This window comes from Limnohabitans sp. TEGF003 (assembly GCF_055395455.1).
Map to the genome: position 1 here is coordinate 116,480 of NZ_AP029225.1, position 23,596 is coordinate 140,075.

The window sequence follows — 23,596 nt, forward strand, 5'->3', positions numbered from 1 at the left end:
CGGCAGGAGAGAACAACATGAGCATGAGTGATCCTATTGCCGATCTGTTGACCCGCATCCGCAACGCACAAATGGTGTCAAAAGCCAACGTGTTGGTTCCATCTTCCAAAGTGAAGGTGGCCATCGCCCAAGTGCTGAAAGATGAAGGCTACATTGACGGCTTCCAAGTCAAATCCGAAGACGGCAAGTCCGTTCTCGAAATCGCCCTGAAGTATTACGCTGGTCGCCCTGTGATCGAGCGTATTGAGCGCGTGAGCCGCCCTGGCCTGCGTGTGTACAAAGGCCGTGATGCTATTCCTCAAGTCCAAAACGGCTTGGGCGTGGCCATCGTCACCACCCCTCAGGGCGTGATGACCGATCGCAAAGCACGTGCAGCCGGTGTCGGCGGCGAAGTGCTGTGCTACGTCGCTTAAAGGGAGAAAAAGAATGTCCCGCGTAGGAAAAATGCCTGTGACCATCCCCGCTGGCGTGGATGTGTCGATCAAAGAAGATCAAATCAGTGTGAAGGGTAGCGGTGGTCAATTGGCCATTGCAGCCAACACCCTGGTGAAAGTGAGCAACGAAGGCGGCAAGCTGAGCTTTGCCCCTGCCAACGACTCGCGTGAAGCCAATGCCATGAGCGGCACCTTGCGTCAGCTGGTGAACAACATGGTGACTGGCGTGACCAAGGGCTTCGAGAAGAAGTTGAGCCTGGTCGGCGTGGGTTACAAGGCGGCCGCCTCTGGCGCCAAATTGAACCTGGCTGTTGGTTATTCACATCCCGTCAACATCGACATGCCTGCGGGCATCACGGTGGCCACCCCCAGCGCGACTGAAATCGTGATCAAGGGTGCTGACCGTCAACGTGTTGGCCAAATTGCTGCTGAGATTCGTGCTGTTCGTCCTCCTGAGCCTTACAAGGGCAAAGGCATCCGTTATTCGGATGAGAAGATCACGATCAAAGAGACCAAGAAGAAATAAGGAGCTGCATCATGTTGACCAAGAAAGAGCAGCGTCTCCGTCGTGCACGTCAAACACGCATCCGCATTGCACAGCAAGGCGTGGCCCGTTTGACCGTGAACCGTACCAACCTGCACATCTACGCCAGCGTTATTTCTGGCTGCGGTACCAAAGTGTTGGCCAGTGCCTCTACAGCCGAAGCCGAAGTGCGCACGGCTCTGGGCGCTACAGGCAAAGGCGGCAATGCCGCTGCTGCCGCAGTCATTGGCAAGCGCATTGCTGAAAAAGCAAAAGCTGCTGGCGTTGAGAAGGTCGCCTTCGACCGCGCAGGTTTCGCTTACCACGGTCGTGTCAAGGCTTTGGCCGAAGCAGCCCGTGAAGCAGGTCTGCAGTTCTAAACGGATCGGAGTTACAAATGGCTAAATTTACAGCAAAACCGCAGAGCGACGGTCCTGAAGACGGTCTGCGCGAAAAGATGATCGCGGTCAACCGCGTGACCAAGGTGGTCAAGGGTGGCCGTATCCTCGGTTTCGCCGCTTTGACTGTGGTCGGCGATGGCGACGGTAAAGTCGGCATGGGCAAGGGCAAGTCGAAAGAAGTGCCTGCTGCCGTGCAAAAGGCGATGGAAGAAGCCCGTCGCAACCTGGCCAAAGTTCACCTCAAGAACGGCACGATCCACCACGCGGTGAACGGTCACCACGGCGCTGCCCGCGTCATGATGGCACCAGCCCCCAAAGGTACCGGCATCATCGCTGGTGGTCCTATGCGCGCTGTGTTCGAAGTGGTGGGCATCACCGACATCGTGGCCAAGAGCCATGGTTCGTCCAATCCTTACAACATGGTTCGTGCCACTTTGGACGCTTTGTCCAATTGCACAACAGCTTCCAACGTGGCGGCCAAGCGCGGCAAGTCGGTTGAAGAGTTGTTCGGCTGAACTGGAGATCGAACATGACGACACAATCTACCGTGAAAGTCCAACTGGTTCGTAGCCCGATTGGCACCAAAGAGTCCCATCGCGCCACTGTGCGTGGCCTGGGCTTGCGCAAGCTGAACTCTGTGAGCGAGTTGCAAGACACGCCCGCCGTGCGCGGCATGATCAACAAGATCAGCTACCTGGTCAAAGTTCTCTAAGAGGCCGATGATGGAACTCAATAGCATCAAGCCCGCAGAAGGCTCCAAGCACGCCGCACGTCGCGTGGGCCGTGGTATCGGTTCGGGTCTGGGTAAAACCGCCGGCCGTGGTCACAAAGGTCAAAAGTCCCGTTCGGGTGGCTACCACAAGGTGGGTTTCGAAGGCGGCCAAATGCCTTTGCAGCGTCGCCTGCCCAAGCGGGGCTTCAAGTCGCATTTGCTCAAGTACAACGCAGAAATCACTTTGACGACCTTGTCCCGTCTGGACTTGGCTGAAGTGGATGTGTTGACATTGAAACAAGCCGGTTTGGTGTCGCAAATGGCCAAAGTGGTCAAGGTGATCAAGTCAGGCGAACTCGCCAAAGCCGTCAAACTGACAGGCATTGGTGCGACTGCAGGTGCCAAAGCAGCGATCGAAGCTGCTGGTGGCTCCGTGGCCTGAATGTTGAGAGGCGAGAGACACCGTGGCAACCAGCGCTAATCAGACAGCCAAGACAGACAAGTTCGGAGACCTCCGTCGCCGACTCCTGTTCTTGCTGCTCGCGCTGGTGGTTTACCGTGCGGGCGCTCACATTCCGGTTCCCGGCATTGACCCTGAGCAGCTCAAGCAGCTGTTCAATGGTCAGCAGGGCGGCATCCTGAACCTGTTCAACATGTTCTCGGGTGGAGCGCTGTCGCGGTTTACCATTTTTGCCTTGGGCATCATGCCGTACATTTCTGCGTCCATCGTGATGCAGTTGCTGACCTATGTCTTGCCTGCCTTTGAGCAGATGAAGAAGGAAGGCGAAGCCGGCCGCAGGAAAATCACCCAATACACACGTTTTGGTGCTTTGGGTCTGGCCATCTTTCAATCGTTCGGTATCGCCGTAGCGTTGGAGGCTTCTGCAGGTTTGGTCATCAATCCTGGCATGGGTTTTCGCATGACAGCTGTGGTGAGTTTGACTGCTGGCTCCATCTTCTTGATGTGGCTGGGTGAACAAATCACCGAGCGCGGCTTGGGCAATGGCATCTCGATCCTGATCTTTGCAGGCATTGCCGCTGGATTGCCCAGTGCATTGGGCGGTTTGTTTGAACTGGTGCGCACGGGAGCCATGAACCCCTTGGTCTCGATGATGATCATTGTGGTGGTGGCGTTGGTCACTTACTTCGTGGTCTTCGTGGAGCGTGGACAGCGCAAGATTCTGGTCAATTACGCACGCCGTCAGGTGGGTAACAAGGTGTATGGCGGACAGTCATCGCACTTGCCACTCAAGCTGAACATGGCAGGCGTGATCCCCCCGATCTTTGCTTCGTCGATCATTTTGTTGCCTGCAACCCTGATTGGCTGGTTCAGTTCGGGCTCGTCTGAGAGTGTGGTCGTTCGATTCTTCAAGGATGTGGCCAATGCTTTGGCACCAGGACAACCTGTCTATGTGATGTTCTATGCCGCAGCCATCGTGTTTTTCTGCTTTTTCTACACCGCGTTGGTTTTCAACAGCCGTGAAACAGCAGACAACTTGAAGAAAAGCGGGGCCTTCATTCCAGGCATTCGCCCAGGTGATCAGACGGCCAAGTACATCGACAAGATCTTGCTGCGACTGACAGCAGTGGGTGCGGCTTACATCACCTTCGTGTGTTTGCTGCCCGAGTTTCTGATTCTGAAATACAATGTTCCGTTTTACTTTGGCGGCACCTCGTTGCTGATCATTGTGGTCGTGACCATGGATTTCATGGCACAAGTACAAAATTACTTGATGTCGCAACAATACGATTCGCTTTTGAAGAAGGCGAGTTTCAAGTCCTGAGTGACTTGGTTCGGGTTTGGTAAAGATCCCTGTGTTTTGCGCAGGGCCACAATTTTCACCTGGTCAGCAAAGTCCAGGGTTAGACGAGTTTTAGGAGAGAACCATGAGAGTTTCGGCTTCGGTGAAAAAAATTTGCCGCAACTGCAAAATCATTCGCCGTAAAGGCGTTGTTCGTGTGATCTGCACAGATCCACGTCACAAGCAGCGTCAAGGCTGATTGAATTAGTTTTAGAGGACGAAAATGGCACGTATCGCTGGCATCAACATTCCGCCGCACAAACATGCTGAAATTGGCCTGACCGCCATTTTCGGTATTGGACGCACCCGCGCTCGACAAATCTGCGAAGCTTCCGGCATCGCTTATTCCAAAAAGATCAAGGATCTGACGGACGCTGATCTCGAGAAAATCCGCGACCAGATCGCAGCTTTCACCATTGAAGGTGATCTGCGCCGCGAAACCACCATGAACATCAAGCGTTTGATGGACATTGGTTGCTACCGCGGTTTCCGTCATCGTCGCGGCTTGCCCATGCGCGGTCAGCGTACACGCACCAATGCACGCACTCGCAAGGGTCCGCGCAAAGGCGCAGCGGCTCTGAAGAAATAAGCAGGACTGAGAGACCACCATGGCTAAAGCACAATCCAACAGCGCATCACAACGTGTTCGCAAAAAAGTCCGCAAGAACATTGCCGACGGCATCGCACACGTACACGCGTCTTTCAACAACACCATCATCACGATCACCGACCGCCAGGGCAATGCCTTGTCGTGGGCTTCTTCGGGTGGCCAAGGCTTCAAGGGTTCGCGCAAGTCGACACCTTTTGCAGCCCAGGTCGCATCTGAAGTCGCAGGTCGTGCTGCACAAGAACAAGGCATCAAAAACCTGGACGTCGAAATCAAGGGCCCAGGTCCTGGTCGCGAGTCTTCGGTTCGTGCCCTGGGTGCATTGGGTATCCGCATCACTTCGATTGCCGACGTGACACCGGTTCCGCACAACGGCTGCCGCCCTCAGAAGCGTCGTCGTATCTAATTTCAAACCAAGCCCACCGCCAGGCCATGCTTGCATCGCCTGGCTCCCGCATTTCTGATGCGGCAGTTGCATAAAGGAAAATCAAGTGGCACGCTACCTCGGCCCCAAGGCCAAACTCTCTCGCCGCGAAGGCACCGATCTGTTCCTCAAGAGCGCACGCCGCTCCATTGCGGACAAGTCCAAATTCGACTCCAAGCCTGGTCAACATGGCCGCACTTCGGGTCAGCGCACATCTGACTACGGTCTGCAATTGCGCGAAAAGCAAAAAGTCAAGCGCATGTACGGCGTGCTGGAGAAGCAATTCCGTCGCTACTTTGCCGAAGCCGATCGCCGCAAGGGCAACACAGGTTCCAACCTCTTGGGTCTGCTGGAGTGCCGCCTTGACAACGTCGTGTACCGCATGGGCTTTGGTTCCACACGTGCTGAAGCACGCCAGATGGTGTCTCACAAGGCCATCACTGTGAACGGTCAATCGGTGAACATTCCTTCTTACCTGGTCAAGGCCGGTGACGTGATCGCTGTGCGCGAAAAGTCCAAGAAGCAGAACCGCGTGGTTGAAGCCTTGCAATTGGCTTTGCAGGTGGGCATGCCCGCTTGGGTCGAAGTCAATGCCGACAAGGCCGAAGGTGTCTTCAAGAAAGTGCCTGATCGCGATGAATTCGCTGCAGACATCAACGAATCGTTGATCGTCGAACTGTATTCACGTTAATACGTCGTTTCAATCGTTCCCGGCGCACAAGGCATTGTGGGCCGGGTGCTTCATCAGCCTTACCGGTGTAACGAACCGGGGGTATTGAGAGGAAGTCTGAATGCAAACCAATCTGTTGAAACCCAAAGCCATCCAAGTCGAACAACTGGCTGCCAACCGTGCCAAAGTCACGTTGGAGCCATTCGAGCGTGGCTATGGCCATACGCTCGGCAACGCGCTTCGTCGCGTTTTGTTGTCTTCCATGGTGGGTTATTCCGCCACCGAAGTGACCATCGCGGGCGTGGTGCATGAGTACTCGTCCATCGACGGCGTGCAAGAAGACGTGGTCAACATTCTGTTGAACCTCAAAGGTGTGGTGTTCAAGCTGCACAACCGCGACGAAGTGACGCTGAGTTTGCGCAAAGACGGCGAAGGCGCCGTGACGGCCGCCGACATCCAGACACCCCACGACGTGGAAATCATCAACCCTGATCACGTCATTGCCAATTTGTCGCAAGGCGGCAAGTTGGACATGCAGATCAAGGTCGAAAAGGGGCGTGGCTATGTGCCTGGCACCATGCGCCGTTTTGCCGATGAGCCCACCAAGGCTTTGGGCCGCATCGTGCTCGACGCTTCATTTTCGCCCGTCAAGCGTGTGAGCTACACCGTCGAAAGCGCGCGTGTTGAGCAGCGTACCGATCTGGATAAATTGGTCATCGAAATCGAGACCAACGGCGCGATCACGGCAGAAGATGCCGTGCGCTCTTCGGCCAAGATTCTGGTGGAGCAATTGGCGGTGTTTGCGCAACTTGAAGGCAGCGAACTGTCTGCATTCAACGAGCCAGCACAGCGTGGTGGTGCCGGCAGTTTCGATCCGATCCTGTTGCGTCCTGTGGACGAACTCGAACTCACCGTTCGTTCGGCCAACTGCCTCAAAGCAGAAAACATTTATTACATCGGTGATCTGATTCAGCGCACCGAGAACGAGTTGCTCAAGACCCCTAACTTGGGTCGCAAGTCACTCAACGAGATCAAGGAAGTTTTGGCTTCCCGTGGTTTGACTTTGGGCATGAAGCTCGAAGCCTGGCCGCCAGCGGGTCTGGAAAAGCGATAATACGAAGTTCCCGGATAAATCCGGGGTGTGCACGGGCAGTACCTGATACGGCTGCCTGTTAAATAAAGAAAGGAAAGCACCATGCGTCACGGACACGGCCTCCGTAAATTGAACCGCACCAGCGAGCACCGCCTCGCCATGCTGCGCAACATGATGAACTCGCTCATCGAGCACGAAGTCATCAAGACCACACTCCCCAAAGCCAAAGAGCTGCGTCGTGTCATTGAGCCCATGATCACATTGGCCAAGGAAGACAATTTGTCGAACAAGCGTTTGGCTTTCAACCGCCTGCGTGACCGTGACAGCGTTGTGAAATTGTTCGCCGATCTGGGCCCTCGTTTTGCCAAGCGTCCAGGCGGTTACACACGTATCCTGAAAATGGGTTTCCGTGTGGGCGACAACGCACCGATGGCTTTGGTCGAATTGGTCGATCGCGCTGATTCTTCTGCTGAGCAAGCAGCAGAATAAGGTATAATTAACGTCTTACCGCGGGGTGGAGCAGTCTGGTAGCTCGTTGGGCTCATAACCCAAAGGTCGTTGGTTCAAATCCGGCCCCCGCAACCAAATTTCAACTGCGGTTGAACATCAAAAAAACCCTCTTCGGAGGGTTTTTTCGTTTCTGATCTTGTTTGGCCATGGGGCCATGGGGCCATGGGGCCATGGGGCCATGGGGCCATGGGGCCGTTGGGTCAATGCGGCAGACGTTCCAGCAATCCGTGCAAGGCGTGCAGCGTGGTGGCTTCCCGGATTGCACGCCGATCACCAGCAAAGCGTTGGCATTGCGCGCTCACACGGCCCTCGATGCACCAAGCCAACCAAACTGTGCCAACGGGCTTGTCAGGGCTCCCCCCGCTCGGACCCGCGATGCCTGTGACGGCGACAGAGACCGAGGCCTGTGCCTGGTACACAGCGCCCAGTGCCATGGCGCGGGCCACGGGTTCACTGACAGCCCCGTGAACGTCAATCAAGGCCTCATGGACGCCCAGCATCTGCATTTTGGCCGCGTTGGAGTAGGTGACAAATCCTCGGTCAAACCAGGCGCTGGAGCCCGCCAGGTCGGTACAACGGCTGGCGATCATGCCGCCTGTGCAACTTTCGGCCGTGACCAGCATCCAGTTCAAACGCAGCAGACGTTCGGCAAGTTGTGTGCACACATCCAGCATCAAAACCACCTCCAAAGAGCGATGCACAACAAGGTGCAAAAAGCGGCCACCAGGTCGTCCCAGATGATCCCCCAGCCGCCGCGCCAACCAAAGCCTTTGAAAAGTTGATCAGCCCAGGCGACGGGGCCGGGTTTGACGGCATCAAAAAAACGGAACAAAACAAAAGCGGTCAGTTGACCCCAAAAGCCCGTGGGCAGGATGAGGAAAAAAATCAACCAAACAGCGATCACCTCGTCCCAGACAATGGCGCCGGGATCGCTGATGCGCATGTTGTGTGCCGTGACTGTGCAGGCCCACCAGCCCAGCAAAAGGGCCAGTGCAATCAAAGCCGCCTGTGCGGGAATGGAGAGGTAATGCTGAATCACCAGCCATGAGGCCCAAGCCCACAGACTGCCCACAGTGCCCGGTGCTTTGGCCGCAAGGCCCGACCCCAGACCCAAGGCGATCAGGTGTGCAGGGTGTGACAACATGAAGGCCGCAGAAGGGCGAACAGGTCGGCTGTCGGCCGTGGCGTCCAAAGGGCGAATCATGGGGAAGCGAAATGATCAAACGATGGGAAGTGGCGGTCCACAGCCTGTCCCCTGTCATCACGCAAGACAATGCCAAGCGACGCGGTGATGCAACCAATCCGTGTGATCCGGGTGTGCGTGGCTTGTGCCACCGATTGAACCTGTGCAGCAGCAGCAGGCGAGGCTGTGAACACCAATTCGTAATCATCGCCGCCAGAAAGAACGCAAGTCATGGCCAACGATTCTGGGCAGGGCCATGCGCTGGAGGCGGCCATCAGTGTGCGGGTGGCGCTCAATTCAATGTCGGCGCCGACATGGCTGGCCTTCAGAATGTGCTTTAAATCGCCGAGCAAGCCGTCACTGATGTCGGCCATGCCATGGGCAATGCCGCGAAGCGCTTGTCCCAGGGCCACACGGGGTGTGGGGGTTTCCATGCGCAGCCGGGCTTGCTCAAAAACGGCCTGGGGCAGGCTGACATGACCGCGAAAGGCTTCCAGAGCCAGCCGGGCATCACCCACGTGACCGGTGACGTACACGTCGTCACCCACCTGAGCGCCGCTGCGCAAAATCGACTGGCCGACGGGCACATCACCCAGCACGGTGATGGCGATGTTCAAAGGACCCTGCGTGGTGTCGCCGCCGATCAATTCGCAGGCATGTTCATCGGCCAACTTGAACAGACCCTCGGAGAAACCTTGTAACCACGCCTCATCGGCACGGGGCAAAGACAGCGACAGCAAAAAGGCTTGGGGTTGGGCCCCGCAAGCGGCCAGATCACTCAGGTTCACGGCCAAGGCTTTGTGTCCCAGACGTCGCGGCTCTACCGTGGACAGGAAGTGCCGGCCTTCCACCAGCATGTCGGCGGAAACAGCGAGTTGATGGCCAGGCCGTGGTGACCAGATGGCACAGTCGTCCCCAATGCCCACATTCGCGCGGGTCGGTGGTCGTTTGAAAAAGCGTTCAATCAGGTCAAATTCGCCCATGGCCAAGAGCTTAACCGCAAGCCAAGCGAACAGATTCAGTGGAGTGTTCGGCCGGAGAGGCCTGAGTCCGATGAATCGAGCACAAAAGTGTCGATGGATGCATCGAATCGATGGCCGTCTTCGGCCACGAAAAAATAGCTGCCGTTCATGGTGCCGCTGGGTGCGCGCAGGCGGCAGCCGCTGGTGTACTGGAAGGATTCGCCGGGGCGCAGCAAAGGTTGTTGACCCACCACGCCCAGACCTTTGACTTCTTCGGTGTGCCCGCGCTCGTCCTGAATGACCCAGTGGCGCGAGATGAGTTGCACCGGCATGCGGCCAGTGTTGGTGACCGTGACGGTGTAGGCGAAAGCGAACACATCCTGCAGGGGGTCACTTTGCTGGGCCACGTACTGGGGCAGCACGTCAATTTGAACAGTGTAGGCGGACATGCGCACATGTTAACTGCGACAATTCGGGGATGACGACGACCTACCGCATTGCCCCTTCCATCCTCTCGGCCGATTTCGCACGCTTGGGCGACGAAGTCAAAAGTGTCATCGACGCTGGCGCCGACTGGATCCACTTCGATGTGATGGACAACCATTACGTGCCCAACCTCACATTCGGCCCCATGATTTGTCAGGCGCTCAAGCCGCATGCCAAAACAGCCATGGGCGTTGCGGTGCCGATCGATGTGCATTTGATGATCTCGCCCGTCGATGCATTGGCCGCTTCTTTCGCCGAGGCTGGCGCCGACCTCATCAGCTTTCACCCCGATGCCAGCGCGCATGTGCACCGCAGCATCCAGGCCATCAAGAGCAAAGGCGTCAAGGCCGGGCTGGTGTTCAACCCGGCCGAACCCCTGGATGTGCTGGAGTGGACCATCGACGAGATCGACCTGATCCTGATCATGAGCGTGAACCCGGGCTTTGGTGGCCAAAGCTTCATCGATTCGGCCTTGCGCAAGGTGGAGCTGGCGCGCCAGTGGATCGAACGCAGCGGCAGGGACATTCGATTGGAGGTGGACGGTGGCATCAAGGCCGACAACATCCGCCGCGTGGCCGATGCTGGAGCCGACACCTTTGTGGCGGGCAGTGCCATTTTTGGCAAACCCGATTACAAAGCCGTGATCGACCAGATGCGCGTCGCTTTGTCCTGAAGGGGGGAAGCCCCATGCAGGATCTGACGCAGATTGACGCGGTCATTTTTGACCTGGACGGCACCCTGGTGCACACCTTGGGAGATTTTCAGGTGGCCTTGCACCGCACCATGGCCGATCTGGACTTGCCGCCGGTGTCCGACGAGCTCATCGCGCAAACCATTGGCAAAGGCTCAGAGCACCTGATCCGCACTTTGCTGGCGCATCAAATCAACCGGCCCGAGGTCAAAGGCGTGGGCCCAGCATGCCCGGCCTTGTCGGTGGAGGCCCTTTTCGGCCGCGCCTGGCAGCGCTACCAGCACCACTATTTGGCGATCAATGGCCAGTTTGCCGATGTCTACCCTGGCGCGCTGGAGGCGCTCGAGGCTTTGGCTGCGCAGGGCATGCCCATGGCCTGCCTGACCAACAAACCCTTGGCTTTTGCCCAGGCCTTGCTGAAAGAGAAGTCACTGGCGCACTTTTTTGGCCCGGTGTTTGGCGGTGACAGTTTCGAGCGCAAAAAGCCCGACCCCTTGCCCTTGCTGAAAACCTGTGAAGCGCTGGGGACAAACACCGCACGCACCTTGATGGTGGGCGATTCCAGCAACGACGCGCAGGCCGCCCACGCAGCGGGCTGCCCGGTGGTGCTGGTCACATACGGCTACAACCACGGTCAGCGTGTGCAAGACACGCCTGCCGCCGCTTGGTTGGATACGCTGGCCGATTTGACAGCGTGCTTGCACACCACGAACCCATGATGTGAGTCAAGGCAGGCCGCACATCCGGTGAAAACCGGCACACAGGCTTTGCTACACTTGCAACACCATGTTCATCGTCCACAGCCTCATCAGCGCAGCCAGCCTGCCGAGCCATTCTCTTGCGGAAGGCCGGGGAGCCTGGCCCTGGCGTCAGCCAGCCTGACACCCTTGACCGTGCGGCCTTGCCCGCCACCCGCGCCCGGCATCGGCTGGGCACCTGGATGAATGAAAAGCACCTCGCCCGAGGTCGCTGAGCGCTTTGGAGGCTCTTGCCCGTGATCACCGAACTTGAATTCAAAAGCCTGGCCAGCCAAGGCTACAACCGCATTCCCCTCATGCTGGAGGCCTTTGCGGACCTGGAAACCCCTCTCTCGCTCTATTTGAAGCTGGCCCACACCAAAGACAACGGCAAATACAGCTTCTTGCTCGAATCGGTGGTGGGCGGTGAGCGTTTTGGTCGCTACAGCTTCATTGGCCTGCCCGCACGCACCTTGCTGCGTGCCAGCGGTTTTGGTGCCGAGGCCAAGACCGAGGTGGTGCGCGATGGCGCGGTGATCGAGAGTGCGACAGGCAATCCGTTGGACTTCATCGAGCAGTACCAAAAGCGGTTCAAGGTCGCCTTGCGCCCGGGTCTGCCCCGGTTCTGCGGCGGTTTGGCAGGTTATTTCGGCTATGACGCGGTGCGTTACATCGAGAAAAAGCTCGAAAAATCCTGCCCGCCCGACACCCTGGGTACGCCCGATATTTTGCTGCTGCAATGCGAAGAGCTGGCCGTCATCGACAACCTGTCGGGCAAGCTGTACCTGATCGTGTACGCCGACCCGGCCACGCCCGAGGCCTATGTGGGGGCGAAAAAGCGCCTGCGTGACCTGAAAGAGCAGCTCAAGTACTCGGTCAGTGCACCGGTCGTCAAACCCACCCAGTCTTACCCGGCCGAGCGGGATTTCGCCAAGGCCGATTACATCGCCGCCGTGGAAAAGGCCAAGGAACTGATCGCAGGCGGCGACTTCATGCAGGTTCAGGTGGGTCAGCGCATCAAAAAGCGCTACACCGAAAGTCCGCTCTCGTTGTACCGGGCGCTGCGCTCGCTCAACCCCAGCCCCTACATGTATTTCTACAACTTCGGGGACTTCCATGTCGTCGGGGCCAGCCCCGAGATTCTGGTGCGCCAGGAACAAACCGAAGAAGGCGCCAAGGTCATCATTCGCCCCTTGGCGGGCACACGCCCCCGGGGTGCCACACCCGAGAAAGACAAGGCTGCTGAGCAGGAGCTGATCAACGACCCCAAAGAGCGGGCCGAGCATGTGATGCTGATCGACCTGGCCCGCAACGACATTGGTCGCATCGCCCAGATCGGTTCGGTCAAGGTGACCGAGGCCTTTGTGGTGGAGCGGTACAGCCATGTCATGCACATCGTGAGCAACGTCGAGGGTGTTCTCAATGAAGGCATGACCAACATGGATGTGCTCAAAGCCACTTTCCCGGCGGGTACCTTGACGGGCGCGCCCAAGGTGCACGCCATGGAATTGATCGACCAGTTCGAGCCCGTCAAGCGCGGCATCTATGGCGGCGCGTGTGGTTACATCAGCTATGCGGGCGACATGGATGTGGCGATTGCGATCCGCACCGCCGTCATCAAGGACCAGACGCTGTATGTGCAGGCTGCTGCTGGCGTGGTGGCCGATTCGGTGCCCGAAATGGAATGGCGAGAAACCGAGCACAAGGCGCGTGCCTTGCTGCGGGCCAGTGAATTGGTCGAAGAGGGCTTGGAGTGATCATGGCGAAAAAAATCAAACTCCTGATGGTCGACAACTACGACTCGTTCACCTTCAACATCGTGCAGTACTTTGGTGAACTGGGCGCGGAAGTCGAGGTCTTTCGCAACGACGAAATCACGCTCGAAGGCATTGCGGCACGCCAGCCTGACCGTTTGGTGATCTCGCCCGGCCCGTGTTCGCCTGCCGAGGCGGGTATTTCGGTGGCGGCGATCCAGCACTTCGCAGGAAAGCTGCCCATTTTGGGGGTTTGCCTGGGTCACCAGAGCATTGGCGCCGCTTTTGGCGGCCAGATTGTTCGGGCGCAGGAATTGATGCACGGGAAGACCAGTGTCATCACCACCACGCAAGAGGGCGTTTTCGCGGGCTTGCCCCAGCAGTTCACGGTCAACCGTTACCACTCCCTGGCCATTGAGCGGGCCACTTGCCCGCCGTGCCTGAAAGTCACGGCCTGGACAAACGACGGCGAAATCATGGGCGTGCGCCACACCGAGCTGGACATCGAGGGCGTGCAGTTCCACCCCGAATCCATCCTCACCGAGCACGGCCACGCCATGCTCAAGAATTTCCTGGAGCGGCCATGACCATCGACCTGCGCAGCGACACCGTCACGCAACCCACAGCAGCGATGCGTGAAGCCATGATGAACGCCCCTTTGGGCGACGATGTGTTTGGCGATGACCCCACCGTCAACGCTTTGCAAGAACGCATCGCGCAGATCACCGGCAAAGAAGCCGCGCTGTTCATGCCTTCGGGCACACAAAGCAACCTGTGCGCCCTGATGGCGCATTGCGAGCGGGGCGACGAGTACATCGTCGGTCAAAACGCGCACACCTACCGCTACGAAGGCGGTGGCGCGGCCGTGCTGGGCAGCATCCAGCCGCAACCGCTGGCGCAAAATGCTTCAGGTGAAATGGCGCTGACCGACATCGCGGCGGCCATCAAACCCATCGACTGCCACTTTGCACGCACACGCTTGCTGGCGCTGGAAAACACCTGGAACGGCCACCCCATGTCACCCGCCTATCTGGCGCAAGCCACAGGTCTGGCCCGTCAGCACGGTCTGGCAGTGCATCTGGACGGTGCCCGCTTGTTCAATGCGGCCGTGGCGCAAGTCGAAGGCGGGTCGGTCATGGCCAGCGTGCGGCGCATCGTGGACCACTTTGACAGCGTGTCGGTGTGTTTCAGCAAGGGTTTGGGCGCACCTGTGGGTTCGGCTTTGTGTGGTTCGCGTGAACTGATCGCCAAGGCGTTGCGCTGGCGCAAGGTGTTGGGCGGCGGCTTGCGTCAGTCCGGCATTCTGGCTGCGGCGGCCTTGCATGCGCTGGACCACCATGTTCAGCGTTTGGCCGATGACCATGCCTTGGCTCAACGGCTGGCCCAAGGCCTGAAAGGCGTGCCGGGCCTGAGTGTCCGCTCGGCGCAAACCAACATCGTGTTTGTGGATGTGGCCGATGGACGTGGCCCGGCGCTGCTCGATGATTTGAAGGCCCAGGGTGTTTTGGCCACAGGCTTGATCGGCCTGCGCTTTGTGACGCATTTGAACGTGGATGCAGCGGGTATTGACCACGCCATTGACTGCATCCGGCGCTTCATGGCGAACGCATCCGCACAGACCAGCCCGGCGTCCACCCGAACAGGCGTTTACTGAAGCCATGCCCGACGCGTCCCAACTATGGATGTTCATGCTGGCCGGTGTGCTGCTTAACCTCACGCCCGGACCGGATGTGCTCTACATCGTCAACCAGTCGCTGCGCGGCGGCGTGCGGCGGGGGCTTGTGGCGGCCTGGGGCATCACGGCCGGGTGTTTCGTGCATGTGGCTGCAGCCGCTCTGGGGCTGGGGGCCGTGCTGGCGACTTCAACAGACGCGTTCAACCTGATCAAGTGGATGGGGGCGGCCTACTTGCTGTGGATGGGCTCGCGTTTGTTGTGGCGCACTTCCCGGGCGGCTGGTGATGAGGTCGCTGTAAGTCCTCAGGCCATGGCGGCCCTTCCGCGCGAATCTTCGCCTGAGGAGGTGCCCCGTATGCGTGCGGTGTTTTTCGGCGCTTTCGCGACCAACGCGCTGAACCCCAAAGTGGCGCTGTTTTTCCTGGCTTTTGTGCCGCAATTCATCCCGGCGCAGGCGGCTGATCCGGCCTGGTCCTTTGTGCTTCTGGGCTGCTTGTTCAATCTGAACAGTCTGCTGGTGTGCATGGCTTGGGCTTTGGCGGCTGCCTGGTTGAGTCGCCGGGCCCACTGGCTGCAGCGTGGCATGCGCCACCTGGATCGGCTGTCGGGCCTGCTGTTCATCGGCTTTGGTCTGAAGCTCGCCTTGACCGACGCGCCATCGCACTGAATTTTCAACGAATCCCACCCTCCGAGAGGAAAACCACCATGCCCATCACCCCTCAGGAAGCGCTGCAACGCACCATCGAGCACCGCGAGATTTTTCACGATGAGATGCTCCACCTCATGCGCATGATCATGAATGGCGAGCTGTCGCCCGTCATGACCGCAGCACTTGTCACAGGCCTGCGTGTGAAAAAGGAAACCATTGGCGAGATCACCGCCGCCGCCCAAGTGATGCGCGAGTTCTCCACCAAGGTGCATGTGGCCGACGCCACACACCTGGTGGACATTGTGGGCACGGGGGGCGATGGGGCCCACACCTTCAACATCTCGACCTGCGCCATGTTTGTGGCCGCTGCCGCCGGGGCCAAAACCGCCAAGCACGGTGGGCGCAGCGTCAGCAGCAAATCGGGCAGCGCCGACGTGGTCGAAGCCCTGGGTGGCAACATCCACCTGTCGCCCGAGCAGATTGCGCGCTCGATCGAGGAGGTGGGCATCGGCTTCATGTTCGCACCCAACCACCACCCGGCCATGAAAAACGTGGCCCCGGTGCGCAAGGAGCTGGGGGTGCGCACGATGTTCAACATTTTGGGTCCCTTGACCAACCCCGCCAGTGCCCCGAACATTTTGATGGGCGTGTTCCACTCTGACCTGGTGGGCATTCAGGTGCGTGCCTTGCAACGCCTGGGGGCCGAGCATGCGGTGGTGGTGTACGGGCGCGACGGCATGGACGAAATCAGCCTGGGCGCGGCCACCTTGGTGGGCGAGCTCAAAAACGGGCAGATCACCGAATACGAAATCCACCCGGAAGACTTCGGCCTGACCATGGCCAGCAACCGGGCCCTGAAAGTGGACACACCCGAGCAGTCTATGGCCATGTTGCGTGGCGTGCTGGACAATGAACCCGGTGCGGCGCGGGACATCGTCATGATCAACGCGGGCGCGGCCTTGTATGCGGCCAATGTGGCCAGCAGCATTGCCGATGGTCTGGCGCGTGCGCGTGTGGCCATCGAGTCGGGTGCGGCCAAAGCCAAGCTGGCGCAGTTTGTCGCCTTTGGCCAGAAGGCCGCGTGAGCGATCGGATTTGGCGAAGGGGCTTGGGCCACGTGCCGCCTCTTTGTTTGCATTTTGAAATACGGTGCCACCACGCCCGAACAGAAAGAACATCATGAGTGACATCCTGGACAAAATCGTCGCGGTCAAACGCCAAGAAGTGGCGGCTGCTTTGAAGCAGAAATCCTTGGCTGTGGTGCGGGCCGATGCCGAAAGCCGCGTGCTGACCCGCGACTTCGAAGGTGCGATGCGCGCCAAGATCGCTGCAGGCCAGGCGGCCGTGATCGCCGAGATCAAGAAGGCCAGCCCGTCCAAAGGTGTGTTGCGGGCCGATTTCATTCCGGCCGACATCGCCCAAAGCTATGCCGAATTCGGCGCGGCTTGCCTGTCGGTGTTGACGGACAAACAGTTCTTCCAGGGCAGTGTGGATTACCTCAAGCAAGCTCGCGCCAGTTGCGACTTGCCGGTGCTGCGCAAGGACTTCATGATCGACGCCTACCAGGTCTACGAAGCCCGGGCCATGGGGGCCGATGCCATTTTGCTCATCGCCGCCTGCCTTGACGATGTCCAGATGGCCGAGATGGAGGCCGTGGCCCGTAGCCTGGACATGGCTGTGCTGGTCGAGGTGCATGACAGGGCCGAGCTGGAACGCGCGCTGAAACTGAAAACGCGCCTCGTTGGCATCAACAACCGCAACCTCAAAACTTTCGAGGTGTCCCTGCAGACCACCCTGGACATGTTGCCCGATGTGCCGGCTGACCGCTTGCTGGTCACCGAAAGTGGCATTCAAACCCCGGAAGATGTCCGGCGCATGCGCGAGGCCCACGTCAACGCATTCCTGGTGGGCGAAGCGTTCATGCGCGCGCGCGAGCCCGGCGAGGCCCTGGCCAAGCTCTTTGCCTGATGTCTCGCACGACGGGTCAGCAAAGTCTGGGGTTCGAGGCAGAACCCTTGGCACCCGGTCAATTGGTGTCTTGGCCGCCTGACATGCCAGACTTGGGCGATGGTTGGGGGCCTTTGGTTGCCGATTTTCTGACTTCTTCAGCCGGGCGTGCTTTGTCTTTGCGCTTGGACCATGCTCTGGCCGCAGGACAAACCATTTATCCGCCAGAGCCTTTTCGAGCGCTGAGCTTGACCCCTTTGAGTCAAGTGCGTGTGGTGATTCTGGGGCAAGACCCTTACCATGGTCCGGGGCAAGCCGAAGGTTTGGCCTTTTCTGTTGCCCCTGGCGTGCGCCTGCCGCCCAGCTTGCGCAATATTTTCAAGGAGCTGCAGCACAGCCTGGGTGTCGCCATCCCAAAGCAGGGCTCCTTGGTGCGTTGGGCCCGGCAAGGCGTTTTGCTCTTGAACACCTGCCTGACGGTGGAGGCCGGGCGACCTGCCAGCCATGCCGGTTGGGGTTGGGAGGTGTTGACCGATGCACTGGTTGCCGCTGTGGCCAGGCGTTCGCATCCTGTGGTGTTCATGCTCTGGGGGGCGCATGCGCAGACCAAAAGGGCCTTGATCGAAGCCGCTGATACGCAGGCGCGGCATTTGGTTTTATTGGCCAATCATCCCTCTCCCTTATCGGCCATGAGGCCGCCGATGCCCTTCATGGGGTGCGGTCACTTCGCACAGGCGGCCGATTTTTTGAGGCAGCACGGCGAAAAAGCCATCGAATGGTGAAAAAGTTGTGAGCAAACTTGCGGCGTGTCACAAAAGGATGGCATAATCTAAGACTCGCTTCTGGAGGGGTGCCCGAGTGGCTAAAGGGGGCAGACTGTAAATCTGTTGGCTTACGCCTACACTGGTTCGAATCCAGTCTCCTCCACCAGCAAACTGGCTTAGGCCGGAATGATTTGAGCAATTGGAAATGGTTTCCAAGCATTGGCGTTGCATCCACTCGTGCAATGCAATCAGTGCGGGAGTAGTTTAATGGTAGAACCTTAGCCTTCCAAGCTAATGACACGGGTTCGATTCCCGTTTCCCGCTCCAGTCGTCCGGTTGAGTTTGTCAGAAGATTTCGCCCTTGTGGCTCAGTGGTAGAGCACTCCCTTGGTAAGGGAGAGGTCGCGGGTCCGATTCCCGCCAAGGGCACCAGTTTTGGGGCGCGCAATGCGAGTTGTGCGCCCTCTGTCTTGGTTGTTGACCACTACTTTTCGGAGTCGAAGAAATGGCAAAAGAGAAATTCGAACGGACCAAACCCCACGTGAACGTGGGCACCATCGGTCACGTTGACCACGGCAAAACCACACTGACTGCCGCCATCACCACCGTGCTGGCTGCCAAGTTCGGCGGTGCTGCCAAAGCGTACGACCAGATCGACGCGGCTCCCGAAGAAAAAGCCCGTGGTATCACGATCAACACCGCTCACGTCGAGTACGAGACCGAGAACCGTCACTACGCGCACGTGGACTGCCCCGGCCACGCTGACTATGTGAAGAACATGATCACCGGTGCTGCCCAGATGGACGGCGCTATTTTGGTTTGCTCTGCTGCTGACGGCCCCATGCCCCAGACCCGTGAGCACATCCTGTTGGCCCGCCAGGTGGGCGTGCCTTACATCATCGTGTTCCTGAACAAGTGCGACATGGTGGATGATGCCGAGCTGTTGGAGCTGGTCGAGATGGAAGTTCGCGAACTCCTGTCCAAGTACGACTTCCCAGGCGACGACACACCGATCGTTCAAGGTTCCGCCAAGCTGGCGCTGGAAGGCGACAAGGGCCCGCTGGGCGAGCAGGCCATCATGAAGCTGGCCGAGGCTCTGGACACTTACATCCCGACACCTGACCGTGCCGTAGACGGCGCATTCCTGATGCCCGTGGAAGACGTGTTCTCCATCTCCGGTCGCGGCACCGTGGTGACTGGCCGTATCGAGCGCGGCATCATCAAGGTCGGCGAGGAAATCGAAATCGTCGGTATCAAGGACACCGTCAAGACCACTTGCACAGGCGTGGAGATGTTCCGCAAGCTGCTGGACCAAGGTCAAGCTGGCGACAACGTCGGTATCTTGCTGCGCGGCACCAAGCGCGAAGACGTCGAGCGCGGCCAAGTGTTGTGCAAGCCCGGCTCGATCAAGCCGCACACCCACTTCACGGGCGAGATCTATGTCTTGTCCAAAGACGAAGGTGGCCGTCACACGCCTTTCTTCAACAACTACCGTCCCCAGTTCTACTTCCGTACAACGGACGTGACCGGTGCGATCGAGTTGCCAGAAGGCAAAGAGATGGTGATGCCAGGTGACAACGTGTCGATCACTGTGAAGCTGATCAACCCCATCGCGATGGAAGAAGGTCTGCGTTTCGCTATCCGCGAAGGTGGCCGTACCGTCGGCGCTGGCGTGGTTGCCAAGATCATCGCTTAAAGAGATTCAAGTAGGGGTATAGCTCAATTGGCAGAGCGTCGGTCTCCAAAACCGAAGGTTGTAGGTTCGATTCCTACTGCCCCTGCCACCTGAAAAGGTGGATTTTCAAGCCCGCTAGACCCTAGCGGGCTTCCTTGTCTGATAAGAGTCTTCGTGAGCGAAGGCTCAACAAAGGTTTCAAGCCGTATGGCAACGTCTGAAGTTCAAACTGTGAATGCTGCTGGTGACAAGATGCGTCTGGCATTGGCTGGCGCATTGGTCATTGCTGCATTGGTGGCCTTCTACATGTTGGCTGGCAAAGGCAGCTTGGCGCAATGGGCGGGGCTGCTCGCAGGTTTGGCTGCCAGTGTGGCGGTGTTTTTCACCTCCGAGTCCGGACGTCAATTGGTGGCTTTCGGCCGCGATGCTGTTCGCGAAGTCAAAAAGGTGGTCTGGCCCGAGCGTAAAGAGGCCATGCAGATCACGGCTTATGTCTTTGCCTTTGTGGTGGTGATGGCTTTGTTCTTGTGGCTCACCGACAAAACTCTGGAATGGGTTTTCTACGATCTGATTCTTGGGTGGAAAAAATAATGAACGATGCTGTAGTCAACGCCCCAATGGCGGGCTCCTCGACCAACCCAGACCTGAAGTGGTACGTGGTTCATGCTTATTCGGGCATGGAAAAAGCCGTCGAGCGCAACATCATTGAGCGCATCGCCCGTTCGGGCATGGAGTCCAAATTTGGTCGTATTTTGGTGCCCACCGAAGAAGTGGTCGAAGTCAAAAACGGTCAAAAACGCACCACAGAGCGCAAGTTTTTCCCCGGCTATGTGCTGGTGGAAATGGTGATGGACGATGAGACCTGGCACTTGGTCAAGCACACCAACAAGGTGACGGGTTTTGTGGGTGGCGCTAAAAACCGCCCCGCGCCAATTTCTGAAGCAGATGTTCAGAAAATCGTGAGCCAGATGCAAGAAGGCACGGACAAGCCACGTCACAAGGTGGAGTTCGAGGTGGGTGAATACATCCGCGTCAAGGAAGGCCCTTTCACTGACTTCAACGGCACGGTCGAAGAAGTCAATTACGAGCGCAACAAGATGCGTGTGTCCGTCACCATTTTTGGTCGCGCCACCCCCGTCGAGTTGGAATTCGGTCAAGTCGAAAAGACCTGATCGGTTTAAAAAATTCTGCCAGGCACTTACCGACTCGGTGCCCGGCAATATTTCAGAGTCGTTAACCCCGGGGAGCCGAGGGCCTGATGGTCCAAAGCGTTACAACCCGCAAGGAGAAAAGCATGGCGAAAAAAATCGTCGGCTTCATCAAGCTGCAAGTGCCAGCTGGTAAAGCCAATCCATCACCGCCCATTGGTCCTGCACTGGGCCAGCGTGGTTTGAACATCATGGAATTCTGCAAGGCGTTCAACGCCCAGACCCAAGGCGTTGAGCCGGGCCTGCCATTGCCTGTGGTCATCACAGCGTTTGCAGACAAATCCTTCACCTTCATCATCAAGACGCCTCCTGCCGCGACCTTGATCAAGAAGTCCATCAAGATCGACAAGGCTTCGACCAAGCCAGGTCTGGAAAAGGTTGGCAAGATCACCCGCGCTCAGCTGGAGGAAATCGCCAAAACCAAGATGAAGGACCTGACTGCAGCCGACCTGGATGCAGCCGTTCGCACCATCGCTGGTACTGCCCGTTCCATGGGCGTGAATGTGGAGGGCGTGTAAATGTCCAAGCTCACCAAAAAACAAAAAGCCCTTGCTGGCAAAGTGGACAGCTTGAAGCTGTACCCATTGGCCGACGCCTTGACCATCGTCAAAGAGTGCGCAACTGCCAAATTCGATGAATCCATCGACGTGGCTGTGCAGCTGGGCATCGATGCCAAGAAATCCGACCAAGTGGTGCGTGGCGCTGTCGTGTTGCCCAACGGCACCGGCAAAACCGCCCGTGTGGCTGTGTTCGCCCAAGGCGCCAAGGCTGAAGAAGCCAAGGCCGCTGGTGCCGACGTGGTCGGCATGGACGATCTGGCTGCCCGTGTGAAAGCTGGCGACATGCCTTTCGACGTGGTGATTGCTGCGCCTGACGCGATGCGCGTTGTGGGTACTTTGGGTCAAATTTTGGGCCCACGTGGCCTGATGCCCAACCCCAAAGTTGGCACTGTCACCCCTGATGTGGCCACGGCTGTGAAGAACGCCAAAGCCGGTCAAGTGCAATTCCGTGTGGACAAAGCCGGTATCGTGCACGGCACCATCGGTCGTCGTTCGTTCGACACCGACAAGTTGCAAGGCAACTTGGCTGCGCTGGTGGAAGCTTTGGTCAAAGCCAAGCCTGCCACCAGCAAAGGTGTTTACCTGCGCAAAGTGGCAGTGTCTTCGACCATGGGTGTGGGCGTTCGCGTCGACACACAATCCATCTCGGCGTGATGGCAAAGATTTGAGGGGCTCAACGAGCGCCTCAATGTGGTGGGCCGTTGATCTTGGAAAAGATCAACGGGCCATCCAAGACCGTTGGTGCACACCCCGTGTGCTTAATCAACAAAACCTCAAGGGTTCTTGAAGTTTTGGGCCAACGCAGATGGCGATCCCGCTGCAGATGGATGAAGATCCAAAACAGTTGGTCGCTGCAAATAGGCGTGTTTAAGGGGCAACCCGAACAACACATACAAAGGAGTAGACCTTGAGTCTGAATCGCAGTGAGAAAGAAGCGGTCATCACCGAAGTGACCGACCTCGCCGCTAAAGCTCAAACGCTTGTGATGGCGGAATACCGTGGTATCACGGTCGCTGACATGACCAACCTGCGCGTCAAAGCTCGCAGCCTCGGCGTTTCGCTGAGCGTGTTGAAAAACACCTTGGCTCGCCGTGCTGTGACAGGTACGCAGTTTGAAGTTGTCGCCGACCAGATGACCGGTCCGCTGATCTATGGCTTCTCTGAAGATGCAGTGGCCGCCGCGAAAGTGGTGGCTGACTTTGCGAAAACCAACGACAAGTTGGTCATTCGCGCAGGTGCATTTGCAGGCAAAGCCTTGGACGTGAACGGCGTTAAGCAATTGGCCAACATTCCTTCGAAAGAAGTGTTGCTGGCTCAGTTGTGTGGCTTGCTGATGTCGCCAATGTCCCGCACCGCCGTGGTGTTGGGCGCTCTGGCGGCCAAAAAAGGCGAAGGCGAAGCTGTTGCCGCTTAAGGCCAGCGTTCGTGTTTTAACCAATTGTTAGGAAATCAAAATGGCATTCGATAAAGACGCATTTTTGACCGCGCTGGACAGCATGACGGTCATGGAACTCAACGAGCTGGTGAAAGCCATCGAAGAGAAGTTTGGTGTGAGCGCTGCCGCCATGGCCGCTCCTGCTGCTGGTGGTGCTGCCGCCGGTGGTGCTGCCGCTGAAGAGAAGACCGACTTCAACGTCGTTCTGGTCGAAGCTGGCGCCAACAAAGTGTCCGTGATCAAGGCTGTGCGCGAAATCACCGGTCTGGGCTTGAAAGAAGCCAAAGACCTGGTGGACGGCGCTCCCAAGGCTGTCAAAGAAGGCCTGCCAAAAGCTGACGCTGAAGCAGCCAAGAAAAAGCTGGAAGAAGCCGGCGCCAAGGCCGAACTCAAGTAATTCGGTTTTGTTCCAAGGCTGGAGTGCCCGCAAGGGCCTCCAGCCTTTGGTGCTTGAAGAGCACACCGAAAAGCAGCCCTTGTTGAGCTGTTTTTCAGTGTTTGAGCGAAACACCGGAAAGTGGATTTGAATAAGTCTACTTTCCAGTGTTTTCTGACCCGACTGCAGAAGACCCTTGGTTCGGGTTGCGTGCAATGCGCAATCGTCCGCCAACGCTGGTAGAGGCCAGCCGCCAAGCCCGTTGAGAGAGTGCAACAGCTCGCTCAACATACAGTTCTGAAAGATCAAGCCCGGAGA

Annotated in this window: 33 protein-coding genes and 5 tRNA genes; 34 read left to right on the forward strand and 4 right to left on the reverse strand. The window is 58.0% G+C overall.

All coding sequences use genetic code 11. The features are described from left to right. The first annotated feature begins 17 nt into the window (after positions 1-17). The 14 genes from rpsH (at position 18) to ACZ5RT_RS00625 (ending at position 7,251) form a co-directional block, all read left to right on the forward strand. Positions 18-413 carry a 30S ribosomal protein S8 gene (gene rpsH, locus ACZ5RT_RS00560; RefSeq protein WP_108428701.1) on the forward strand — a complete coding sequence of 132 codons (396 nt, stop codon included), beginning with the start codon at positions 18-20 and terminating at the stop codon, positions 411-413. 13 nt (positions 414-426) lie between these two features. Further along, on the forward strand, positions 427-960 hold the full coding sequence (gene rplF, locus ACZ5RT_RS00565) for a 50S ribosomal protein L6 (protein ID WP_422169717.1): 534 nt from the start codon (positions 427-429) through the stop codon (positions 958-960). Positions 961-971: 11 nt separating this feature from the next. Continuing rightward, positions 972-1,337: a 50S ribosomal protein L18 gene (gene rplR / locus ACZ5RT_RS00570; protein WP_019429273.1), complete on the forward strand. Its 366-nt coding sequence runs from the start codon at positions 972-974 to the stop codon at positions 1,335-1,337. A gap of 17 nt (positions 1,338-1,354) precedes the next feature. Beyond that, positions 1,355-1,873, forward strand: a complete 519-nt coding sequence (rpsE, locus tag ACZ5RT_RS00575; RefSeq protein ID WP_090044609.1) for a 30S ribosomal protein S5 — start codon at positions 1,355-1,357, stop codon at positions 1,871-1,873. A gap of 14 nt (positions 1,874-1,887) precedes the next feature. Then, a complete protein-coding gene (gene rpmD / locus ACZ5RT_RS00580) occupies positions 1,888-2,070 on the forward strand; it encodes a 50S ribosomal protein L30 (protein WP_089951917.1) in 183 nt (60 codons plus the stop codon). Between the two features lie 10 nt (positions 2,071-2,080). Next, positions 2,081-2,512, forward strand: a complete 432-nt coding sequence (gene rplO, locus ACZ5RT_RS00585) for a 50S ribosomal protein L15 (RefSeq protein ID WP_108428709.1) — start codon at positions 2,081-2,083, stop codon at positions 2,510-2,512. A 22-nt stretch (positions 2,513-2,534) separates the two neighbouring features. After that, entirely contained in the window at positions 2,535-3,854 is a 1,320-nt protein-coding gene (secY, locus tag ACZ5RT_RS00590) for a preprotein translocase subunit SecY (protein ID WP_291940739.1), read from the forward strand. A 103-nt stretch (positions 3,855-3,957) separates the two neighbouring features. Then, a complete protein-coding gene (gene rpmJ / locus ACZ5RT_RS00595; protein ID WP_011481465.1) occupies positions 3,958-4,071 on the forward strand; it encodes a 50S ribosomal protein L36 in 114 nt (37 codons plus the stop codon). 24 nt (positions 4,072-4,095) lie between these two features. Then, complete coding sequence (rpsM, locus tag ACZ5RT_RS00600) at positions 4,096-4,461, forward strand: 30S ribosomal protein S13 (RefSeq protein WP_062407210.1); 366 nt, start codon at positions 4,096-4,098, stop codon at positions 4,459-4,461. A 19-nt stretch (positions 4,462-4,480) separates the two neighbouring features. After that, positions 4,481-4,885, forward strand: coding sequence for a 30S ribosomal protein S11 (rpsK, locus tag ACZ5RT_RS00605; protein WP_019429279.1), 405 nt, complete (start codon positions 4,481-4,483; stop codon positions 4,883-4,885). A gap of 85 nt (positions 4,886-4,970) precedes the next feature. Next, positions 4,971-5,594: a 30S ribosomal protein S4 gene (gene rpsD, locus ACZ5RT_RS00610; RefSeq protein WP_422169718.1), complete on the forward strand. Its 624-nt coding sequence runs from the start codon at positions 4,971-4,973 to the stop codon at positions 5,592-5,594. A 100-nt stretch (positions 5,595-5,694) separates the two neighbouring features. Further along, a complete protein-coding gene (locus ACZ5RT_RS00615) occupies positions 5,695-6,687 on the forward strand; it encodes a DNA-directed RNA polymerase subunit alpha (protein WP_108428697.1) in 993 nt (330 codons plus the stop codon). Positions 6,688-6,768: 81 nt separating this feature from the next. Continuing rightward, positions 6,769-7,155, forward strand: coding sequence for a 50S ribosomal protein L17 (gene rplQ / locus ACZ5RT_RS00620; RefSeq protein WP_108428696.1), 387 nt, complete (start codon positions 6,769-6,771; stop codon positions 7,153-7,155). Between the two features lie 19 nt (positions 7,156-7,174). Continuing rightward, positions 7,175-7,251 (forward strand) — tRNA-Met (locus ACZ5RT_RS00625). Positions 7,252-7,376: 125 nt separating this feature from the next. On the opposite strand, the gene ACZ5RT_RS00630 is transcribed toward ACZ5RT_RS00625, so the two are convergent. From ACZ5RT_RS00630 to apaG, 4 genes are read right to left on the reverse strand one after another with little or no spacing between them, the layout of a single operon-like run. Next, entirely contained in the window at positions 7,377-7,850 is a 474-nt protein-coding gene (locus ACZ5RT_RS00630; protein ID WP_422169726.1) for a CinA family protein, read from the reverse strand. Further along, positions 7,850-8,380 (reverse strand): phosphatidylglycerophosphatase A family protein, encoded by a 531-nt coding sequence (locus ACZ5RT_RS00635; protein ID WP_291928961.1) that lies wholly within the window; start codon positions 8,378-8,380, stop codon positions 7,850-7,852. The genes ACZ5RT_RS00630 and ACZ5RT_RS00635 overlap by 1 nt, the downstream gene beginning before the upstream one ends. Continuing rightward, positions 8,377-9,342, reverse strand: a complete 966-nt coding sequence (thiL, locus tag ACZ5RT_RS00640; RefSeq protein ID WP_464453206.1) for a thiamine-phosphate kinase — start codon at positions 9,340-9,342, stop codon at positions 8,377-8,379. Before thiL ends, ACZ5RT_RS00635 begins: the two co-directional genes overlap by 4 nt. A gap of 35 nt (positions 9,343-9,377) precedes the next feature. Beyond that, positions 9,378-9,770 (reverse strand): Co2+/Mg2+ efflux protein ApaG, encoded by a 393-nt coding sequence (gene apaG, locus ACZ5RT_RS00645; protein ID WP_464453207.1) that lies wholly within the window; start codon positions 9,768-9,770, stop codon positions 9,378-9,380. Between the two features lie 29 nt (positions 9,771-9,799). Between apaG and rpe the strand changes: the two genes are divergently transcribed. The 20 genes from rpe to rplL all read left to right on the forward strand — a co-directional run bounded on the left by rpe (position 9,800) and on the right by rplL (position 23,299). Further along, on the forward strand, positions 9,800-10,480 hold the full coding sequence (gene rpe / locus ACZ5RT_RS00650) for a ribulose-phosphate 3-epimerase (protein WP_108428692.1): 681 nt from the start codon (positions 9,800-9,802) through the stop codon (positions 10,478-10,480). 14 nt (positions 10,481-10,494) lie between these two features. Continuing rightward, the gene (gene gph, locus ACZ5RT_RS00655) at positions 10,495-11,217 is read left to right on the forward strand and encodes a phosphoglycolate phosphatase (protein ID WP_291928971.1); all 723 of its coding nucleotides are present in this window, start codon (positions 10,495-10,497) and stop codon (positions 11,215-11,217) included. 275 nt (positions 11,218-11,492) lie between these two features. After that, on the forward strand, positions 11,493-12,992 hold the full coding sequence (gene trpE, locus ACZ5RT_RS00660; RefSeq protein ID WP_464453208.1) for an anthranilate synthase component I: 1,500 nt from the start codon (positions 11,493-11,495) through the stop codon (positions 12,990-12,992). 2 nt (positions 12,993-12,994) lie between these two features. Further along, positions 12,995-13,576 (forward strand): anthranilate synthase component II, encoded by a 582-nt coding sequence (locus ACZ5RT_RS00665; RefSeq protein ID WP_199220137.1) that lies wholly within the window; start codon positions 12,995-12,997, stop codon positions 13,574-13,576. Continuing rightward, positions 13,573-14,643, forward strand: a complete 1,071-nt coding sequence (gene ltaE, locus ACZ5RT_RS00670; RefSeq protein ID WP_464453209.1) for a low-specificity L-threonine aldolase — start codon at positions 13,573-13,575, stop codon at positions 14,641-14,643. Before ACZ5RT_RS00665 ends, ltaE begins: the two co-directional genes overlap by 4 nt. A 4-nt stretch (positions 14,644-14,647) precedes the next feature. Further along, entirely contained in the window at positions 14,648-15,331 is a 684-nt protein-coding gene (locus ACZ5RT_RS00675) for a LysE family translocator (protein ID WP_422169722.1), read from the forward strand. A gap of 38 nt (positions 15,332-15,369) precedes the next feature. After that, positions 15,370-16,398: an anthranilate phosphoribosyltransferase gene (gene trpD / locus ACZ5RT_RS00680; RefSeq protein WP_464453210.1), complete on the forward strand. Its 1,029-nt coding sequence runs from the start codon at positions 15,370-15,372 to the stop codon at positions 16,396-16,398. 94 nt (positions 16,399-16,492) lie between these two features. After that, complete coding sequence (gene trpC, locus ACZ5RT_RS00685) at positions 16,493-17,281, forward strand: indole-3-glycerol phosphate synthase TrpC (protein ID WP_291928989.1); 789 nt, start codon at positions 16,493-16,495, stop codon at positions 17,279-17,281. Beyond that, on the forward strand, positions 17,281-18,042 hold the full coding sequence (locus ACZ5RT_RS00690; RefSeq protein WP_464453211.1) for a uracil-DNA glycosylase: 762 nt from the start codon (positions 17,281-17,283) through the stop codon (positions 18,040-18,042). The genes trpC and ACZ5RT_RS00690 overlap by 1 nt, the downstream gene beginning before the upstream one ends. Before the next feature lie 62 nt (positions 18,043-18,104). Next, positions 18,105-18,190: transfer RNA gene (locus tag ACZ5RT_RS00695), tRNA-Tyr, on the forward strand. 87 nt (positions 18,191-18,277) lie between these two features. Further along, a tRNA-Gly gene (locus ACZ5RT_RS00700) sits at positions 18,278-18,351 on the forward strand. Positions 18,352-18,381: 30 nt separating this feature from the next. Beyond that, a tRNA-Thr gene (locus ACZ5RT_RS00705) sits at positions 18,382-18,456 on the forward strand. 73 nt (positions 18,457-18,529) lie between these two features. Further along, positions 18,530-19,720, forward strand: a complete 1,191-nt coding sequence (tuf, locus tag ACZ5RT_RS00710; RefSeq protein WP_291928994.1) for an elongation factor Tu — start codon at positions 18,530-18,532, stop codon at positions 19,718-19,720. 12 nt (positions 19,721-19,732) lie between these two features. Further along, a tRNA-Trp gene (locus ACZ5RT_RS00715) sits at positions 19,733-19,808 on the forward strand. Between the two features lie 98 nt (positions 19,809-19,906). Then, on the forward strand, positions 19,907-20,290 hold the full coding sequence (gene secE, locus ACZ5RT_RS00720; protein WP_291928996.1) for a preprotein translocase subunit SecE: 384 nt from the start codon (positions 19,907-19,909) through the stop codon (positions 20,288-20,290). Further along, a complete protein-coding gene (nusG, locus tag ACZ5RT_RS00725) occupies positions 20,290-20,871 on the forward strand; it encodes a transcription termination/antitermination protein NusG (RefSeq protein ID WP_108285878.1) in 582 nt (193 codons plus the stop codon). Before secE ends, nusG begins: the two co-directional genes overlap by 1 nt. 122 nt (positions 20,872-20,993) lie before the next feature. Next, positions 20,994-21,425: a 50S ribosomal protein L11 gene (gene rplK / locus ACZ5RT_RS00730; RefSeq protein WP_062407242.1), complete on the forward strand. Its 432-nt coding sequence runs from the start codon at positions 20,994-20,996 to the stop codon at positions 21,423-21,425. Then, on the forward strand, positions 21,426-22,121 hold the full coding sequence (gene rplA, locus ACZ5RT_RS00735; RefSeq protein ID WP_464453212.1) for a 50S ribosomal protein L1: 696 nt from the start codon (positions 21,426-21,428) through the stop codon (positions 22,119-22,121). A 253-nt stretch (positions 22,122-22,374) separates the two neighbouring features. Continuing rightward, complete coding sequence (gene rplJ, locus ACZ5RT_RS00740) at positions 22,375-22,881, forward strand: 50S ribosomal protein L10 (protein ID WP_108428713.1); 507 nt, start codon at positions 22,375-22,377, stop codon at positions 22,879-22,881. Positions 22,882-22,921: 40 nt separating this feature from the next. Next, positions 22,922-23,299: a 50S ribosomal protein L7/L12 gene (gene rplL / locus ACZ5RT_RS00745; protein WP_108428714.1), complete on the forward strand. Its 378-nt coding sequence runs from the start codon at positions 22,922-22,924 to the stop codon at positions 23,297-23,299. The last annotated feature ends 297 nt before the right edge of the window (positions 23,300-23,596 follow it).

Bases quoted from the DNA above. Each gene is read 5' to 3' on its own strand.
- ACZ5RT_RS00630 (WP_422169726.1), bottom strand. From the start codon at position 7,850: ATGCTGGATGTGTGCACACAACTTGCCGAACGTCTGCTGCGTTTGAAC.
- nusG (WP_108285878.1), top strand. From the start codon at position 20,290: ATGAACGATGCTGTAGTCAACGCCCCAATGGCGGGCTCCTCGACCAAC.
- ACZ5RT_RS00665 (WP_199220137.1), top strand. From the start codon at position 12,995: ATGGCGAAAAAAATCAAACTCCTGATGGTCGACAACTACGACTCGTTC.
- apaG (WP_464453207.1), bottom strand. From the start codon at position 9,770: ATGTCCGCCTACACTGTTCAAATTGACGTGCTGCCCCAGTACGTGGCC.
- rplA (WP_464453212.1), top strand. From the start codon at position 21,426: ATGTCCAAGCTCACCAAAAAACAAAAAGCCCTTGCTGGCAAAGTGGAC.
- gph (WP_291928971.1), top strand. From the start codon at position 10,495: ATGCAGGATCTGACGCAGATTGACGCGGTCATTTTTGACCTGGACGGC.
- tuf (WP_291928994.1), top strand. From the start codon at position 18,530: ATGGCAAAAGAGAAATTCGAACGGACCAAACCCCACGTGAACGTGGGC.
- rpsH (WP_108428701.1), top strand. From the start codon at position 18: ATGAGCATGAGTGATCCTATTGCCGATCTGTTGACCCGCATCCGCAAC.
- ACZ5RT_RS00675 (WP_422169722.1), top strand. From the start codon at position 14,648: ATGCCCGACGCGTCCCAACTATGGATGTTCATGCTGGCCGGTGTGCTG.
- ACZ5RT_RS00615 (WP_108428697.1), top strand. From the start codon at position 5,695: ATGCAAACCAATCTGTTGAAACCCAAAGCCATCCAAGTCGAACAACTG.
- trpD (WP_464453210.1), top strand. From the start codon at position 15,370: ATGCCCATCACCCCTCAGGAAGCGCTGCAACGCACCATCGAGCACCGC.
- rpsM (WP_062407210.1), top strand. From the start codon at position 4,096: ATGGCACGTATCGCTGGCATCAACATTCCGCCGCACAAACATGCTGAA.
- rplO (WP_108428709.1), top strand. From the start codon at position 2,081: ATGGAACTCAATAGCATCAAGCCCGCAGAAGGCTCCAAGCACGCCGCA.
- ltaE (WP_464453209.1), top strand. From the start codon at position 13,573: ATGACCATCGACCTGCGCAGCGACACCGTCACGCAACCCACAGCAGCG.
- rplQ (WP_108428696.1), top strand. From the start codon at position 6,769: ATGCGTCACGGACACGGCCTCCGTAAATTGAACCGCACCAGCGAGCAC.
- rpe (WP_108428692.1), top strand. From the start codon at position 9,800: ATGACGACGACCTACCGCATTGCCCCTTCCATCCTCTCGGCCGATTTC.
- rplK (WP_062407242.1), top strand. From the start codon at position 20,994: ATGGCGAAAAAAATCGTCGGCTTCATCAAGCTGCAAGTGCCAGCTGGT.
- rpmJ (WP_011481465.1), top strand. From the start codon at position 3,958: ATGAGAGTTTCGGCTTCGGTGAAAAAAATTTGCCGCAACTGCAAAATC.
- trpC (WP_291928989.1), top strand. From the start codon at position 16,493: ATGAGTGACATCCTGGACAAAATCGTCGCGGTCAAACGCCAAGAAGTG.
- rpsK (WP_019429279.1), top strand. From the start codon at position 4,481: ATGGCTAAAGCACAATCCAACAGCGCATCACAACGTGTTCGCAAAAAA.
- secE (WP_291928996.1), top strand. From the start codon at position 19,907: ATGGCAACGTCTGAAGTTCAAACTGTGAATGCTGCTGGTGACAAGATG.
- rplL (WP_108428714.1), top strand. From the start codon at position 22,922: ATGGCATTCGATAAAGACGCATTTTTGACCGCGCTGGACAGCATGACG.
- rplR (WP_019429273.1), top strand. From the start codon at position 972: ATGTTGACCAAGAAAGAGCAGCGTCTCCGTCGTGCACGTCAAACACGC.
- rpmD (WP_089951917.1), top strand. From the start codon at position 1,888: ATGACGACACAATCTACCGTGAAAGTCCAACTGGTTCGTAGCCCGATT.
- thiL (WP_464453206.1), bottom strand. From the start codon at position 9,342: ATGGGCGAATTTGACCTGATTGAACGCTTTTTCAAACGACCACCGACC.
- ACZ5RT_RS00635 (WP_291928961.1), bottom strand. From the start codon at position 8,380: ATGATTCGCCCTTTGGACGCCACGGCCGACAGCCGACCTGTTCGCCCT.
- rpsE (WP_090044609.1), top strand. From the start codon at position 1,355: ATGGCTAAATTTACAGCAAAACCGCAGAGCGACGGTCCTGAAGACGGT.
- ACZ5RT_RS00690 (WP_464453211.1), top strand. From the start codon at position 17,281: ATGTCTCGCACGACGGGTCAGCAAAGTCTGGGGTTCGAGGCAGAACCC.
- rplF (WP_422169717.1), top strand. From the start codon at position 427: ATGTCCCGCGTAGGAAAAATGCCTGTGACCATCCCCGCTGGCGTGGAT.